This window comes from Actinosynnema pretiosum, assembly GCF_024171695.1.
Lineage (GTDB): Bacteria > Actinomycetota > Actinomycetes > Mycobacteriales > Pseudonocardiaceae > Actinosynnema > Actinosynnema pretiosum.
Map to the genome: position 1 here is coordinate 109,042 of NZ_JAMTCF010000009.1, position 15,283 is coordinate 124,324.

The 15,283-nt window shown below is 71.5% G+C and carries 15 protein-coding genes and 1 tRNA gene; 7 read left to right on the forward strand and 9 right to left on the reverse strand.

Annotation, left to right across the window (positions count from 1 at the left end):
• Positions 1–78 precede the first annotated feature (78 nt).
• The 5 genes from LV78_RS19695 to LV78_RS19715 all read left to right on the forward strand — a co-directional run bounded on the left by LV78_RS19695 (position 79) and on the right by LV78_RS19715 (position 5,306).
• Positions 79–330, forward strand: a complete 252-nt coding sequence (locus LV78_RS19695) for an AMED_5909 family protein (RefSeq protein WP_253846738.1) — start codon at positions 79–81, stop codon at positions 328–330.
• Positions 331–649: 319 nt separating this feature from the next.
• On the forward strand, positions 650–2,113 hold the full coding sequence (locus LV78_RS19700; protein ID WP_372494963.1) for an FtsK/SpoIIIE domain-containing protein: 1,464 nt from the start codon (positions 650–652) through the stop codon (positions 2,111–2,113).
• A gap of 26 nt (positions 2,114–2,139) precedes the next feature.
• Positions 2,140–3,708, forward strand: coding sequence for a replication initiator (locus tag LV78_RS19705; protein ID WP_253846932.1), 1,569 nt, complete (start codon positions 2,140–2,142; stop codon positions 3,706–3,708).
• 12 nt (positions 3,709–3,720) lie between these two features.
• Positions 3,721–3,927, forward strand: coding sequence for a helix-turn-helix transcriptional regulator (locus tag LV78_RS19710; protein WP_253846740.1), 207 nt, complete (start codon positions 3,721–3,723; stop codon positions 3,925–3,927).
• Positions 3,924–5,306, forward strand: coding sequence for a tyrosine-type recombinase/integrase (locus tag LV78_RS19715; protein ID WP_253846741.1), 1,383 nt, complete (start codon positions 3,924–3,926; stop codon positions 5,304–5,306). The genes LV78_RS19710 and LV78_RS19715 overlap by 4 nt, the downstream gene beginning before the upstream one ends.
• A 186-nt stretch (positions 5,307–5,492) precedes the next feature.
• On the opposite strand, the gene LV78_RS19720 is transcribed toward LV78_RS19715, so the two are convergent.
• Positions 5,493–5,565 (reverse strand) — tRNA-Arg (locus LV78_RS19720).
• Positions 5,566–5,741: 176 nt separating this feature from the next.
• On the opposite strand from LV78_RS19720, the gene LV78_RS19725 reads away from it, so the two are divergent.
• Complete coding sequence (locus tag LV78_RS19725) at positions 5,742–6,704, forward strand: hypothetical protein (protein WP_253846742.1); 963 nt, start codon at positions 5,742–5,744, stop codon at positions 6,702–6,704.
• Between the two features lie 207 nt (positions 6,705–6,911).
• Here LV78_RS19725 and LV78_RS19730 read toward each other — a convergent pair whose 3' ends face one another.
• The gene (locus tag LV78_RS19730; protein ID WP_253846743.1) at positions 6,912–9,809 is read right to left on the reverse strand and encodes a penicillin acylase family protein; all 2,898 of its coding nucleotides are present in this window, start codon (positions 9,807–9,809) and stop codon (positions 6,912–6,914) included.
• Between the two features lie 346 nt (positions 9,810–10,155).
• On the opposite strand from LV78_RS19730, the gene LV78_RS19735 reads away from it, so the two are divergent.
• Positions 10,156–10,803, forward strand: coding sequence for a response regulator (locus tag LV78_RS19735; RefSeq protein WP_253846744.1), 648 nt, complete (start codon positions 10,156–10,158; stop codon positions 10,801–10,803).
• A 43-nt stretch (positions 10,804–10,846) separates the two neighbouring features.
• Here LV78_RS19735 and LV78_RS19740 read toward each other — a convergent pair whose 3' ends face one another.
• The 7 genes from LV78_RS19740 to LV78_RS19770 form a co-directional block, all read right to left on the reverse strand.
• Positions 10,847–12,781, reverse strand: coding sequence for a diguanylate cyclase (locus LV78_RS19740; protein WP_253846745.1), 1,935 nt, complete (start codon positions 12,779–12,781; stop codon positions 10,847–10,849).
• Positions 12,782–12,857: 76 nt separating this feature from the next.
• Positions 12,858–13,490 (reverse strand): 5,6-dimethylbenzimidazole synthase, encoded by a 633-nt coding sequence (gene bluB / locus LV78_RS19745; RefSeq protein ID WP_253846746.1) that lies wholly within the window; start codon positions 13,488–13,490, stop codon positions 12,858–12,860.
• Between the two features lie 99 nt (positions 13,491–13,589).
• Positions 13,590–13,823 carry a 30S ribosomal protein S18 gene (gene rpsR / locus LV78_RS19750; RefSeq protein ID WP_253846747.1) on the reverse strand — a complete coding sequence of 78 codons (234 nt, stop codon included), beginning with the start codon at positions 13,821–13,823 and terminating at the stop codon, positions 13,590–13,592.
• Between the two features lie 11 nt (positions 13,824–13,834).
• Positions 13,835–14,131, reverse strand: coding sequence for a 30S ribosomal protein S14 (gene rpsN, locus LV78_RS19755; RefSeq protein WP_253846748.1), 297 nt, complete (start codon positions 14,129–14,131; stop codon positions 13,835–13,837).
• A 1-nt stretch (position 14,132) separates the two neighbouring features.
• On the reverse strand, positions 14,133–14,300 hold the full coding sequence (gene rpmG / locus LV78_RS19760) for a 50S ribosomal protein L33 (RefSeq protein WP_253846749.1): 168 nt from the start codon (positions 14,298–14,300) through the stop codon (positions 14,133–14,135).
• Entirely contained in the window at positions 14,300–14,539 is a 240-nt protein-coding gene (gene rpmB / locus LV78_RS19765; protein ID WP_253846750.1) for a 50S ribosomal protein L28, read from the reverse strand. The genes rpmG and rpmB overlap by 1 nt, the downstream gene beginning before the upstream one ends.
• Positions 14,540–14,633: 94 nt before the next feature.
• Positions 14,634–15,278 carry a histidine phosphatase family protein gene (locus LV78_RS19770; RefSeq protein WP_253846751.1) on the reverse strand — a complete coding sequence of 215 codons (645 nt, stop codon included), beginning with the start codon at positions 15,276–15,278 and terminating at the stop codon, positions 14,634–14,636.
• Positions 15,279–15,283: the final 5 nt, after the last annotated feature.

Below are 15,283 nucleotides of genomic sequence, written 5' to 3' on the forward strand. Positions count from 1 at the left end.
CGAGCAAGTGGCCGTGTCGAGCACGGGGACAGGTCGGAGACCGCACTGATGACATCGACTGCTGGGGGACAGGGACAGATGGCCGCTCAGTCCAATAGGCCGAACTGGTGGGACATCGCCAACAACGCGCAGACCCTGATAGAGGCGCATGAGGCGTTGAGCAGGCTCATGCCTGATGGGGACGCGCCCAAGGCGGTGTGGAAGTCGTTCTACGTCAGGTCTGGGAGGGTTTACCGGCGCATCGCGGAAGTGGATCGCGGGCACCACCACGAAGCCCTTTACTGGGCGACTCGTGAAGAGGAGAAAGCGGAGGCCATCGGCTCCGAATAGCGGGAGAAAGTCCCTTTGATCGCTAACGCATGATCCGGGCGGGTCATGTGGTGATGCCGCACAACCTGTTTCGGCGCAACGAGAACGTGAGACGCAGGAGCGGACACCGGCTACCAACCACGCCGCTCCTGCGTTGCTCACCACGCGGAGCGGAGTGAACGGTTATGACCGTAGTGGGTCGGCGTGAGCGTGCGCCAGAGGGTGTCGCTCGGAAGCGTTGTGGGAAGTGCAGGAAGTTCGCCCGGCTGCTTGACGGGCAGGTTGTTTGTGACGCCTGCCTGGGTGTTCTGCCGCTGATATTCGGTGGCGGTGAGCAGCGATGAGCGGCGGGAAGTGGGTTGACCCGGCACCCTTCGAGGGCGTTCGGCCTCGGGTGCCCTGGTGGATGTTGGTCCCCGGCAAGGTGAAGTGGCTCGCTGCCCTCGTGGCCCTGGTGTGGCTGCTCCTGGTCGGGCTCGTGCGCCTGGTGCTCGTCGTCGTTCGGTACCCGGTCGTCACGCTGGTGCCCGCGCTGGCGGTGTGGAGCTGGTGGCGGTTCGGGCCCTCGCCGGTGGTGCTGGCGCTGTTGACGCTGGTCGCGCTCCTGCTGCTGTGGTTCGGGTACGACTCGGCCTCGTTCCTGCGGCTGTGCTGGTTCCGGCTGCTGAGCCAGTGGCGGCGGGCGACGGTCTACGTGCCTCGGTGGCGGTCGGTGGTGAGGCTGGCCGACCTGGCGGTGCGGGAGCGTGGGCGTGAGTACCGGCCTCGGTTGCGGGTGGTGCGGTCGGAGGGCTGGCGGGACCGGGTTCGGGTGCGGATGATCCCGGCCCAGTCACCGGAGCAGTGGGAAGCCAAGAGGGAAGCGCTGGCGCACTCGTTCCACGCCCAGTCATGCCGCGTTCGGGTTCTGCGGCCCAAGGTGCTGGAACTCGATTTCGTGCACACCGACCCGCTCAACAGGCCCGTCCCTGTGCCTGAGCTTGGCGGGGACGTCGACCTCAAGCGCGTGGTGGTTGGCCGGACGGAGAACGGGAAGCCTTGGCGGCTGCGGCTGCTCGGGTCTCAAGTGCTCGTGGTCGGGGTGCCCGGCGCGGGCAAGGGGTCGGTGTTGTGGTCGATCGTGTGGCAGCTCGCCCCGGCGGTGCGTGACGGCCTGGTGCGCCTGGTGGGCATCGACCCCAAGGGCGGTATGGAGTTGGGGCAGTGCCCAGACGCGTTCGATCGGGTTGTGTACGACAACGGGCCGGAAGCTGTTGCCCCGCTTGAGGAAATCGCCGCTGAGGTCAAGGAGAGGGCGGCCAGGTACCGGGGTGTTCGGCGGCTGTGGGCGCGCTCGGGCGGGGAGCCGTTCACGGTCCTGGTGATCGATGAACTGGCTGACCTGATCGCCTACCAGCCGGACCGGCAGTTGCGGGAGCGAGCGTCGCGGGCGGTGCAGACCATCACCTCCCAAGGGCGGGCACCGGGGTACGCGGTCGTCGGGCTGGTGCAGGACCCGCGCAAGGAGGTCGTGGGGTTCCGGCACCTGTTCACCACCCGCGTCGCCCTGCGGCTGGACGAATCGCAGCAGGTGGACATGGTCCTGGGCGACGGGGTGCGACAGCGCGGCGCGGCTGCGCATGAGATCAGCGAGAACACGCCCGGCGTGGCCTGGATGAAGGAGGACGGGCGGCGGGAGCCGGAGCGGGCTCGAGCCTTCCACGTCACCGATGCTGACCTCGGCACCCTGGGCGCGTTCCTCCGGCCCGCCACGGTGCACGAGTTCCCCGCTCGGCCTGACTCGGCGGGGGAGGTGGCGGCGTGAGTGAGTACCTGACCCGTGCCGACCGGATGAAGCAGCCCGCCGCGCTCGACGTGGCCCGTGCCGTGGCTGAGGAGCATGGGGTGTGCGTCCGGCCGCTGGCCAAGGAGCGCATCGACCTGGACACCGGGCGCATCGAGATCGTGCCCGTGCCGTGCGGCTCGACGGTGGCCAGCGTGTGCCCCACCTGCGCGGAGAAGAACCGGCGGTTGCGCATGGCCCAGTGCCGGGAGGGGTGGCACCTCACCGAGGAACCCGACTTCACCCCCGACTCGCCCGACCACGACCAGCGGGAGCTGACGGCCTACCGGGCCGACCTGGTCAAGGCGTACCAGGCCGCTGTGGATGAGGGGGACGACACCGGTGCTGAGGAGGTTCGGGAGGAGGTCGCGGAGGTTGACGCGGAGCTTCGGCAGCTCGGAATCCGCGGGAAGCTCCCCGCTCTGGAGGCACGGCCGCGGCTTGCCCGGAAGCGGTCCACCAAGCGCCGCCAGGACGCGCCGAACCTGCCTCGGCGGCCGGTCACCAAGCGCACGGTGGGGGCGGTGTTCGGGGGCAAGTACCGGCCTTCGACGTTCCTCACGCTGACGTTGGACAGCTACGGCAAGGTGCGCGGGGACGGGACACCGGTGAACCCGGCCACCTACGACTACCGGCGGGCTGCTCGGGACGCGGTGCACTTCGCGGCGCTGCTCGACCGGTTCGTGCAGAACCTCCGGCGGTGTGTCGGCTGGGATGTGCAGTACTTCTCCACGGTCGAACCCCAACGTCGCCTGGCGCCGCACTGGCACGCCGCGATCCGGGGCAGCATCTCGCGCGCGGAGCTGCGGGCGGTCGCCGAAGCCACCTACCACCAGGTCTGGTGGCCTGCGCACGATGAGGTCAAGTACGGCGGCGACCGGCTTCCGGTGTGGAGCGGCAACGGGTTCGTGGACCCGGACACCCGTGAAGCGCTGCCCACCTGGGCTGAGGCACTGGAGCAGACCGAGCGGCCCGCGCACGTGGCGCGGTTCGGGGTTCAGGTGCACGCCAAGGGCATCCTGGGCGGCTCGGCTGACGCTGGGCGGCACATCGGCTACCTGACCAAGTACCTCACCAAGAGCATCAGCGAGTGCTACCAGGCCCAGAGCACCCGCCAGGAGGACCACGCGGACCGGCTGTGCGCTGAGCTGGCCGTGACCCCGTGCTCCCCTCAATGCCCCGTCTGGCTGCTCTACGGGGTCCAGCCCAAGGGCGCTCGGCTGTCGATGGAACCGGGGCGCTGCAAGGGAAAGGCCCACAAGCGGACCACCCTCGGCGTCGCCGGGCGGCGGGTGCTGGTCTCCCGGAAATGGTCAGGGAAGTCCCTCGCCGATCACAAGCACGACCGTGTCGCCTTCGTTCGGCAACTGCTCGCGGACGTCGGGATCAAGCAGGAGGACCAGCCCACGCGGGTGCTCTGGAACAACGTCCAGCCCGGTGATCCGAACGTGCCGCCACGGCAACACCTGCTGCTGCGGGCGGTGGCCGAACGGCGGCGGTGGAAGGCGGAGTACACGGCCGCGCTGCTCGCCTCGGCCAATCCGCCAGATGGTTTGGCAACGTCACTAGCTGTGTAAACGGGGGATGAGATGAACAGCAAGGTGCGTGAGCTGACCCAGTTGATGTCCGTGCCGGAGATGCTGGAAGCGCTCGGCGGGGTCTCGCGGGACACGTTCTACAAGTGGCGGCAGACCGGTAAGGGCCCGAGGTGCTTCACCCTGCCCAACGGCGAGTTGAGGTGCAGGCGCGTGGACTTCGCGGCGTGGCTGGAAGACCTGTACCGGGCGGCGGCATGAGTGCGAAGTTCAAGGTCCGCTTCTGGGAGCTCGCCGACTGGTCCAAGAAGCCGAAGCGGAGCGCCCGGCCCTACGGCGTGCGCTGGGTGACGGACGGAAAGTCCCACTCCGAGTGGTACGCCACGAAGGCGCTCGCCAACAGCCGCCGGTCCGAGCTGATGCAGGCGGCCCGGCGCGGTGAGGAGTTCGACGTTGACAGCGGGCTCCCGATCTCCGAGCTGAAGCGCGTGAACTCGTTGTCATTCCTGGACTTCGCTCAGTCCTACGTGGACATGAAGTGGCCGGACAGTGCCGCCAAGACGCGGGGGAGCACCGTGGAAGCCCTGGCGACCGCTGCGGCTGCGTTCGTCCGGGACGGGGTGGGGCGGCCGGGGGTGGTCGAGCTGCGACGGGTGTTGACCCGGTACCTGCTGCCCTCGACCACGCGGGACGCCAAGAGGTCGAACGGGGAGGAGGACGTGGCGGACTGGCTCGTCAGGAACTCGCGGCCCCTGTACGACCTGACCGCCGCGCCCGCCGTCCGCGAAGTGCTCGACGCCCTGGCGGTCAAGCTCGACGGCAAGGCCGCCGCCGCGACGGTCTACCAGCGCAAACGGGCCGTGCTGTTCAACCTGCTCGGGTACGCGGTCGAGCGGGAGTTGATCCCCGACAACCCCCTGACCAGGGTTAAGCGGAAGACGACCAAGGTGGTTGAGCAGGTTGACCCGCGTGTGGTCGCCAACCCCCGCCAGGTCGCCGACCTGCTGGCGGCCGTCTCGTACGTGGGCAGGCGCAACGCGGATCGGGGCGCGCACCTGGCGGCGTTCTTCGCCGTGGGCTACTACGCGGCTGCACGTCCGGCTGAGGGGCTGGCCCTCCGGGTGAACGACTGCACATTGCCGCAGTCCGGGTGGGGTGTCCTGATGCTGGGGGAGTCGCGGCCCTCGGCGGGGAAGCGGTGGACGGACTCCGGCGAGGTCCACGATCAGCGCGGGTTGAAGCACCGGGGGGTCAAGGAGGTCCGGCCCGTCCCGATTCCACCCGTGCTGGTCACGATCCTGCGGGAGCACATCGCCCGGTTCGGGTCGGCCCCGGATGGTCGGCTGTTCCGATCACCGAACGGTGGGGTGGTCTCCTCGTCCACCTACTCGCGCGTCTGGGAGCAGGCCCGCGCCTACGGCCTCACCCCGGCCCAGGTGGCATCGCCGCTCGCGGGTCGCCCGTACGACCTCCGGCACGCTGCGGTGTCGCTCTGGCTCAACGGCGGCGTCCCGGCCCCGGAGGTCGCCGAACGGGCCGGGCACTCGGTGGACGTGCTGCTGAAGGTCTACGCGAAGTGCATCGACGGGCAGCGCGAGACGGTCAACCGGAAGATCGAATCCCTCTTCCGCGCCGCGTGACCCACCTCACGGATCGGCCCCCTGGGACCTGCCCCAGGGGGCCGAGGTCATTTCGCGGTGGTTTCGCGGACCCCGGCAAACGGGGGCAGATCCGGGCTGACAGCGACCGCCGCAAGCCCCGGAAATAGATCAAGCCCCGACCGCGTTACCGCAGGTCAGAGCTTGATTCACCCGGCGAAAGGTGAGTGCCCCCGGCAGGATTCGAACCTGCGACACACGGTTTAGGAAACCGATGCTCTATCCCCTGAGCTACGAGGGCGCGTCCCACAGCCTACCGGGCGCCCATCACCCGTGCGGACCCAGGGGGTGCACATCGCGTGAGATCCCCCCTCCTCCGGTTTCCGCTGTTGGGGGGAACCCGGCCCCGCCCGCTTCTGCCCGCCCGGTTCCCGGGGTACAGAAGTTGCATCCCCATCCCGATGCGAAGGTTCACCCATGAGCGGTAGACCCTGGCCCGACTTCCGGCCCGGACCCCTCGGGGCCGTTGGTTCCTGGTGGCGGCGGCGGCAGATGCGGCGGGCCGAGCAGTTCACGTTCGTGCCGCCTCCGACCACGCACGAGCTGGTGTTCGAGACACCGCTGCCCTCCGCGGTGTACGGGCTCGACTTCCACGCCAAGTTCACCATCCACTGGCGGGTCGACCTGGCCTCCGGGTTGCGGCACCACTCGCCGCGCAGCGCCGCCGTCAACGACGTCGTCCAGCGGGCCCGCGCGGTCACCGAGGGCTCGATGCTGGTGCACCACGCGCCGCTCAAGCACCAGCTCGGGGACGAGCTCGCCGACGAGCGGCAGGTCGAGGGCACGCACGTGTGGGCGCGCGCCGAGCACGTCGAGCTGCGCGTGGACGACACCGACCTGGAGATGGCGCGCAAGCACATCGAGCTGCTGCGCGCCACGACCATCCGCCAGGCCGAGCGCGACGCCGAGCGGGACGAGATCCGGTACCTGCGGGACGAGGTGCTCACCGACCTGTCCACCGCCACGATCTGGTGGCTGCACCGCAACGGCTACCAGGTGGAGCAGGCCGTGGGGCTCGCCCAGCAGCTCGGCGACCTCGTCCGGATCGCCGCCCAGCGCCGCGACCAGCACTGGGCCGACGCCCTCGTCGCCAGCTTCGAGAGCGCCATCCCGCGCCTGTCCCACGACCACCGCACCGACCTGCGCCAGCACCTCGCCCAGGCCCTCGGCGTCTACGGGGGCACCTCCGTCGCGGCCGAGTTCGCCGACCAGGTCGGGCTTCCCCAGGGCCAGCCCCAGCAGAACCAGCAACCACCGCCCCCCACCATCCCCGCCCAGAAACCCCCGGAGCAGCTCACCACCGGCCCCGACGACCCCCGCGACCGGCTCGAACCCGGTGACGCCACCCCGCGCAACGGCGTCGCGAACCCGCACCGCTGACCCCGCCCCGCGCCGGAACAGCCGGAACAGCGGAAGACCCCGGTCCCTGGGGGTGGACCGGGGTCTTCCTGTGGGCCGGTCCACGGTTCGTAGACCTCAAGTTCGTACAGCGAGTATCCGGAACCGGGCCCTGGTTGGGAACCCGTCATTTGTACGAACCCCTTCTGGCGGGGTCACGTGAAATACCGGAAAACCCGCTCCCACCAGCTACTTCGCGCGCAGTGAAGCCCATTCCACGTCGTTCCGGAAGACTTCGACCGAATGCGCGCTGCCGAACACCGAAGCGGTTCGCCGCGACGGGAACTGCACCACCTGCTGGTAGGTCGGCCGGTTCTGCCAGCTGATCTTGTCCTGGGTGATGCCGCCCATCGCCCGGTGCACGATGGTGTCCGCGCACCACTGGTCGCCCGCCGAGCAGCTGTCGTCACCGGGGTAGGTCGTGGTCGCGGGCACCGCGATCGCCCGCCGCAGGCTGTCCAGCAGCACCTGCCTGCACCGCGCCAGGTCGCCGTCACCGCAGTACTCCGCGCCCAGCGGCCCGGCCACCTGGTCGCCCAGCACCGCCCGCAGGTCCTTCTGCGCGAAGCCCCACCAGCCGTACTGGAACGCCGACCCCTTGTGCTGCTGCACGCCGCGCGGGTCGGACGGCGACTCGTCCACCTGGAGCGCCCCGACGAGCGCGCTGTTCAGCGCGTCGCCGAGCCCCGGCCGGAACTGCGCGTCCACCAGCAGCGTCCACCACGCGTCCAGCGTCCGGATGGCGTCGGCGTGCGCGTACACCTTGCTGCCCTTGGCGGTCTCGGTGCGCAGCGACCCGGAGGCCACCCACGCCCTGAGCTTCTGCACGGTCGGCGCCAGGTCCGCGTCGGTCACCGTCCCCAGCACGCGCAGCACCTCCGGCAGCACCCGCTCGGCCCGCAGGTCCGCGAGCCCGGCCTCGGCGACCGCCTTCGTCACCGCCGCCCGGTCCACCTTCGCGCCGTTCGCGATGAGCGCCCGCACCCGCTTGTCCAGCAGGTCGCCGCGGTGCACCGACGACATCCCGTAGCCGCCGGACGAGTGGTCCAGCGCCTGCTTGTTGTTCCAGCTCACGTAGAAGTCCTGGTTCACCGACTGCGGGTGCTGCGCGAACGTCGTGTACGACGCCGAGTTGTCGTCGGGGTTCCAGTTCTGCCACTCGTACGCCTGCTCGGCCTTCACCGGCAGGTCCGGGTCGACGTCGGCCTTGCGCACCGGGTTCAGCCCCGAGTTGAAGTAGGCGATGTCGTTCGCGTCCGCGTAGAACCAGTTGAACGCGTACCCGACCCGCTCGGCCGCCCGCTGGAACGCCTGCGCCGAGGTGATCGCGCCGGGGTCGTTGAACTCCTGGAACCCGATGATCGGGTCGACCTCGCGCATGTAGGTGGACCGCAGCGCCGTGTAGGCCACGAACTTGCCGCCGACCTTCGCCCGCGACTGCACCAGCCCGTACTTGGTGCGGTACACCACGAGCGTGTAGGAACCGGCGGGCGTCGGGTCGGCGACCGTCGACTTCCAGGCGTTCTTGCGCTCCAACCGCTCCATCGGCACGCACTGCCCGCGCAGCAGGTAGTGCGCCGAGCCCGCCGTCGGCTGCCCGTTCGGCTCGCACAGCTCGACCGCGTAGGTGTCGGTGATGTCCTGGCCCGACGAGGTCGCGCTCCACGAGTAGTCCAGGCCGCGCCCGAGCTGCACGTACATGTTGACGCCCGCGAACGACACGCCGCGCGCCCGCAGGCCGGGGCCGTTGAGCTCCTGGAGCATCAGCAGCTGCGGCGCGAAGTAGCCGGTCTGCGGGCCCCACACGGCGATCGGGTTGCCGGTGGTGGTGTGCGCGCCGGAGATCGCGACCGCGTTCGACATGCCGCGCGGGCGGGACAGCAGGTCCTTGGGGAGCACGCCGTCGGCGAAGATCCCCTCCAGCGCCTTGAGGTCGTCCGGGGTGTCCACAGTGGACTGGCGGGCGGAGGTCTGGTCGTAGACGATCGGCTCCGGCGTCACCGCCCCGCCGTCCGGCAGCGCCACGCCCCTCGGGTTCGCGGGCTCGGTCGCGTACGGGAAGCGCTGGCCGTCGTGCAGCGTCAGCGTCGCCTCGGGGTCGTTGCGCGCCCGGAACGAGCGCCACACCCGGTCGCCCGCCTCGGCGCCGTACTTGTTCTGCGCGGCCAGCCGCACCAGCGCGTTCTGCACCTCGCCGCCGCCGCCCGCGCCGAACAGCCCGCCGACGACTGCCGCGATCGCGACCAGGTCGGTGGCCTTGAACGGCTGGATGTCGTTCCAGTTCGTGATCGCGTCGGCGTGCCCGGTCAGCACGTACTCGCCGGGGAAGTTCCGGTTCGCGATCGCCTGCGTGATGTAGGCGTTGACGCCCTGCAGGTAGTCGGTGACGTCCTGGAACGCCTGCCGACCGCGCTCGCCCTGCGCGGCGACCCGGTCGATCTGGGCCTGGAGGTCGGCCTCGGTGTAGGCGATCTGCTTGACGAAGCTCTGCTCCAGCACCCGGTTGCCCTCGGCGCCGCCCGCGAACCCGGACAGCTGCCCGCGCCCGAGGTGCCGGAACAGGTCCATCAGCCACAGCCGGTCCTGCGCGGCGGCGTACCCGGCGCCGAACTGGGTGCCGGAGCGGGTGGTGCCGGTGATGTGCGGCATCCCGATCAGCTTGTCGCGCACGATGGTCACGTCGGCGCGCGGGCTGATCGTGCTCTCGACCTGGTTCGCGGGGACGCCGAACGAGGCGTCGTTGAAGAAGGTGGTCAGCTGGGCGTTGGTCAGCCCCTTGTGGCCGCTCGCCAGCGCGTCGTACTTGCCGAGCTGGTCGGCGGAGTGCGCGGGCCGGGTGCCGAAGACCTTGTGCGCCAGGATGTCGGCGAGGGTGGCGTTGCCGCTCTGGCCGGGCGGGACGATGTCGTGGCACTGGCCGAGGCAGGGGTCGTCGGCCAGTGCGGTCGGGCCCGCCACCGGGGCGGCGGGCGCGGGCGCCGTGATCGGCGGCTCGGTGACCGGGGCCGCCGACGCGGTCGCGGCGGTCACCGTCGTCGTGGCGGTGAGCAGTGCCACCGCCAGTGCTAACCGGGCGTTCTTCCGCACGGGGATCGGGCTCCTCTCCGAGGGGTTGCCTGTGACGGAGGCTACGTTTGGCGGGGTGTTTGCGAAAGGCTTTCGCGTTTTATGAGTACGCGGTGAGCGGTGGAGCGGCAGCGCGTCCACGTGGCGTGGAACTGTGAAAACGGCCGATTCGGCGGACCGTTTCCGCACCTCCCGACGGGGGCGGTCCGCGCTGCTCCCGGTTATTCCTGGTAACTGTGAACGAGGTCGGGCCGTACTTCGGCGCGCCGGGACCGTGGTGAGATAACGGCGTATTAACACCGGCTTGCGCATTGCCGCGCGGGTTCGGTTGCCGCACAAGCACGAAACGCCAACTCGGGGAGGCGTCGTGATCAAGGTTGTGCTGGCCGACGACGAGGACCTCGTCCGGTCGGGCCTCCGGCTCATCCTCAGCAGCGCGGGTGACATCGACGTCGTCGCCGAGTGCGACGACGGGCACCTGGTGGCCGAACTGGCCCGCCAGCACCGGCCGCACGTGGTGCTCCTGGACATCCGGATGCGCACCTCGGACGGGCTGGTCGCCCTCAGGAGGCTGCGCGCGCTGCCGGACCCGCCGAAGGTCGCGATGCTGACGACCTTCGACGTGGACGAGTACGTCAGCGAGGCGCTCCGGTTGGGCGCCAGCGGGTTCCTGCTCAAGGACACCGAGCCGGAGCAGCTGGTCAAGGCCGTCCGGGACCTGGCGCGCGGCGGCGCGGTGCTCGACCCCGGCGTCGCGGCCCGCGTGCTGGCCGCCGTCGCGGACGGGGAGCGGGCCGCCGAGCCCGCGCGCAGACTGCTGTCCTCGCTGTCCGAGCGGGAGCGCGAGGTCCTGGTGCTGATCGGGCAGGGCATGTCCAACGCCGAGATCGGCGGGACGCTGCACCTGTCCGAGGCCACGGTCAAGGGCTACGTGTCGTCGGTGCTGGGCAAGATCGGCGCCGTCAACCGGGTCCAGGCCGCGCTGGTGGCCTATCGGGGCGGGCTGATCGCCTGAGCGCGCACCGCCGGACCCCGGCGGGCGCCGGGGTCGCGGCGCGCTAACCCACCGAGCCGGGACCCGCCGAGGGGACGCTGGACCGGTCGGCGGCGGGCTCGTCGGCGGCGGGTGCGCTGACGTCGGGTGCGCTGACGTCGGGCACGTTGACGTCGGCCGCGCCTGCGGTGCCGACCTCGGATCCGCCGACCTCGAAGTCGCCGACCTCCGAGTCGTCGCTGCCGGGCGCCTCGGCGTCGAGCGCGGGCAGCGGCAGCTCTTCCACCACAACGGTTTCCGGCTCCTCGGCGACCGGCTCGACCGCGGGCCGGTCCGCCTCGGCGGCCGGGACCTCGGCGGCTTCCACCGCCGCGACCGCCGCGGGTTCCCCGCGCTCCGCGTCACGTCCCGGCCGCCCGCGCCCGGCGCCGTCCCGCCCGCGCCTCGTGCCGTCCACCCCGGAGGCACCCGAGCCGTCCACCACCGCGCAGTCCACCTCGGCGCCTGCGGTCACCGCTTCCCCGGCGTGGCCCTCCGAGTCCGGTCCCTCGACCTCGACCCGGTTGCGCCCCAACCGCTTCGCCCGGTACAGCGCCATGTCCGCCGCCGCGAACAGCTGGTCCAGCTTCGCGGGCCCCGCCGCGACCCCGATCGACACCGTGGGCCGCCGGGTGATCCCGAGGACCACCTGCCAGTCGTGCCCGTCCACCGCCGCCCTGATCCGCTCGGCCACCACCGGACCGGCCTCCGGGCCGCCGCCGCCCGCCGAGTTCCCCAGCAGCACCACGAACTCGTCGCCCGCCCACCGCGCCACCAGGTCGTCCGACCTGGTCTCCCGGCGCAGCAGCTGGGCTATCTCGCGCAGCGTCGCGTCACCGGCCGCGTGCCCGGCGTCGTCGTTGACGTCCTTGAACCAGTCCACGTCCACCAGCACCAGCCACGGCACCCGCCCGCGCGCCGCCGTGCCCTCCAGCAGCGTCGCGGCGGCCCGCTCCAGGCCGAGCCGGTTCGCCAGCCCGGTCAGCGGGTCGCGCGCCGCGGCCTCCTGCGCCGCCAGCGCCAACCGCTGCGCCTGCACCGCGACCCTGCGCTGCTCCAGGGCCTGCCCGAGCCCCTCCTGCAGCGTCACCGTCGCGGTCGTGCCCGCCGACACGCTGCACCGCAGCGCCGCCGCCTCGCCCACCGGGTCGCCGAGGCCCGCGCAGATGTCCGCCAGGTCCTGGGAGAACCGCAGCAGCAGCGACGGGTCGTTGATCGACTCGGCGGCGGTCACCGCCCGGCTGCCCAGGGTGCGCGCCCGCAGCAGGTCGCCGCGATCGCGGTGCACCACGGCCAGCACCCAGTTGCCGACCGCCAGCGCCCACTTGTCGTCGGCCACCAGCGCCCGCCGCACCGTCTCGTCGGCGTGCAGCTGGGCCTGCCACAGCTCGCCGACCCCGGCCAGCGAGCGGCTGTACGCGCCCAGCAGCGCCCGCGCCATGTGGTCGTCGTCCACCAGCGGCAGCCCCTCGGCCAGGCACTGCCGCGCCTCCTCGAACGCGGCCCGCGCCACGTCGGGCGGCGACGAGATCGCCCGGAAGTTCAGCAGCCCGCCGAGGCCCTGCAGGGAGATGGCGAGCACCTCGGGGTCGCCCGCGCGGCGCGCGATGCTCACCGCGACCCGCATCATGTCCACCGCCGCCCTGCGGTTGCCGATGCCCTCCAGCAGGTAGGCGAGGGCGTGCGTGGCGCGCGCGGCGTCCGGGTGGTCGGGGTCCTCGCCCTCCAGGTCGCTCCAGCCCTCGGCGGCCAGCTCCAGCGCCAGTGGGATGCGGCCGAGCCGCCACGCCAGCTTGGCCCGGTTGACCAGGGCGGCCGAGCGCGCCCAGCGGTCGACGTCCGGCGGGGGCCGGTTGACCACCTCGTCGAAGGTGGTGTTGGCCTCCGCCAGCCTGCCCGCGTTCAGCAGCGCCTTGATCCTGGCCTCGGGGTCGGAGACCTCGTCCGCTCGCTGGTCCACTCGTGCTCGCCACTCCATTCCGACTCGGCGCGCTGGGCACGCTGACCCGCTCGCCCGCCGTCACGGCTTCACCAGGCTACCGGGAGGAGCGCTGCGTGTATCGCTCCTGGTGCAGTACCGCCTCCAGGGGCACTCGGTTGCGCCACCCGTGGCGTTCCAAGTCGGGTGCACCGGGGAGTTCCGTGACCGGTCCGAGGCACAGCCACGCGACCGGGCGAACCCCTTCGGGTAGTCCGAGCAACCCGCTGAGCACCTCCTCGCGGTAGAAGCTCACCCAGCCGACGCCCAAGCCCTCCTCGGTGGCGGCCAGCCACAGGTTCTGGATGGCCAGGCACACCGAGTACAGCCCGGCGTCGGCGATCGCGTGCCTGCCGAGCACGGCGGGGGAGCCGCGCTCCGGGTCGTAGGCCACGGCCACGCCGAGCGTGGACTCCATGATCCCCTCGACCTTGATCCGGGAGAAGACCTCGGCGCGCTCGCCGGTCAGCTCGGCGGCGAACACCTCGCGCTCGGCGGCGACGTGGTCGCGGAACGCCGAGCGGGTCGCCGCGTCGCGCACCAGCACGAAGTCCCACGGCTGGGTCAGCCCCACGCTCGGGGCGGCGTGCGCGGCGGACAGGACGCGGCGCAGCACGTCGTCCGGGATCGGGGCCCCGGTGAACTCGCCCCTGGTGTCCCGGCGGCGGTGCAGCACGTCGTAGAAGCTCATTCGGGTGATCGTGCCCGACGCGGACCCGCGAGCGGGGTCGGCGTGGTGATCACCACCGGCGCGCGCCGGGCGGTGCGGCGGACCGCACCGCCCGCGCGCCTACCTGCCCTTCGAGGGGTAGGGGAGCAGCGCCATCTCGCGGGCGTTCTTCACCGCGGTGGCCACCTGCCGCTGCTGCTGGGGCGTCAGCCCGGTCACCCGGCGGGAGCGGATCTTCCCCCGGTCCGACAGGAACTTCCGCAGCAGCGACGCGTCCTTCCAGTCCACCGCCTCCACGCCTTCGCGGCGCAGCAGGTTCGCCCGCTTCTTCGGGGCGCGTTCGGGCTTGGGCATCGCGGTCCTCCTCACCAGCTCGACTTGCGCACACCCGGCAGTTCACCGCGGTGCGCCATCTCCCGCAGCCGCAGCCGCGACAACCCGAAAGCCCGGTTGAAGGCGCGCGGCCTGCCGTCCACCGAGTCCCGGTTGCGCAGCCTGGTCGGGCTCGCGTCGCGCGGCAACCGCTGCAGCGCCCGCTGCGCCTCGTCCCGGCGCTCGGGGTCGGTGCGGATCAGCTCCTTCAGCTCGGCCCGCCGCTCGGCGTGCCTGGCCACGACCTCGCGCCGCTGCCGGTCCTTGGCGATCTTGGACTTCTTGGCCACGTCAGCGCTCCTCGCGGAAGTCGACGTGCCTGCGCACGACCGGGTCGAACTTGCGCAGCACCAGGCGGTCCGGGTCGTTGCGGCGGTTCTTGCGGGTCACGTAGGTGTAGCCGGTGCCCGCCGTCGACCGCATCTTGATGATGGGCCGGATGTCGTTGCCCTTGGCCATCAGACCTTCTCCCCACGCCCGCGCAGCTCGGCGACGACGGACTCGACGCCGCGCCGGTCGACGGTCTTGATGCCCTTGGTGGACAGGGTGAGCACGACGTAGCGGTTCTCCGACGGCAGCCAGTACCTGCGGCGCTGGGTGTTGGGCAGCCAGCGGCGGTTGGTGCGGCGGTGGGAGTGCGAGACCTGCTTGCCGTAACCGGGTTTGCGCCCGGTCAGCTGGCAGTGGCGCGCGGACAAGGGTGGCCCCCTCCTGTAGGGAATGACAATCATTTTCACCTAGAGGGTAGCCGAGGAGCGCGCACCGCCGCGAGCGGGCGCGCCGAGCCGGGGCTCAGCCCTGGGTCTCGCCGTCCGGGGAGTCGCGCCACTGGTCGAACGGCCGGTCCAGCCGCCACCGCTCGCCGTCGTGCTCCAGCACCCGGTGCCCGCAGGTCTCCAGGTTGGACAGCGACTCGAACAGCTCCACGCTCCACCCGAACAACCGCCTGCACAGCAGCCGGATGGTCAGCCCGTGCGACACGACCAGCGAGGTGCCGGGGTGCCCGCCCGCGCGCGCCCGCGCCTCGAGGCCGTCCAGGAACGCGGCGACCCGGTCGTCCACGTCCGCGCCGGACTCGCCGTTGGGCAGCCGGAAGAAGAAGTGCCCGAACGCGTGCCGCTGGTGCTTGAGCACCTCCTGCTGCACCGGGTCCTGCAGGTTGCCCCAGTCCTGCTCGCGCAGCCGGGGCTCGGCGACCACCCGCTCGGCCAGCGCGCCCAGCTCCAGCAGCCGCAGCGTGCTCCTGGTGCGGGTGTACGGGCTCACGTAGACGGCCGCGGGCACGTCCTGGAGCAGCGCTTTCACCCGATCGCCCGCTTCCTTCGCCTCTCGCTCCCCCAGCGGGGTGAGAGGCATGGTGTGATCGGGTACCCGGCAGTAGGCCAGTTCGTCGACGTTGCCCAGGCTCTGGCCGTGGCGCAGCAAGATGATCCGCACAGGAC

Bases quoted from the DNA above. Each gene is read 5' to 3' on its own strand.
- LV78_RS19695 (WP_253846738.1), top strand. From the start codon at position 79: ATGGCCGCTCAGTCCAATAGGCCGAACTGGTGGGACATCGCCAACAAC.
- LV78_RS19700 (WP_372494963.1), top strand. From the start codon at position 650: ATGAGCGGCGGGAAGTGGGTTGACCCGGCACCCTTCGAGGGCGTTCGG.
- LV78_RS19705 (WP_253846932.1), top strand. From the start codon at position 2,140: ATGAAGCAGCCCGCCGCGCTCGACGTGGCCCGTGCCGTGGCTGAGGAG.
- LV78_RS19710 (WP_253846740.1), top strand. From the start codon at position 3,721: ATGAACAGCAAGGTGCGTGAGCTGACCCAGTTGATGTCCGTGCCGGAG.
- LV78_RS19715 (WP_253846741.1), top strand. From the start codon at position 3,924: ATGAGTGCGAAGTTCAAGGTCCGCTTCTGGGAGCTCGCCGACTGGTCC.
- LV78_RS19725 (WP_253846742.1), top strand. From the start codon at position 5,742: ATGAGCGGTAGACCCTGGCCCGACTTCCGGCCCGGACCCCTCGGGGCC.
- bluB (WP_253846746.1), bottom strand. From the start codon at position 13,490: ATGAGCTTCTACGACGTGCTGCACCGCCGCCGGGACACCAGGGGCGAG.
- rpsR (WP_253846747.1), bottom strand. From the start codon at position 13,823: ATGCCCAAGCCCGAACGCGCCCCGAAGAAGCGGGCGAACCTGCTGCGC.
- rpmG (WP_253846749.1), bottom strand. From the start codon at position 14,300: ATGGCCAAGGGCAACGACATCCGGCCCATCATCAAGATGCGGTCGACG.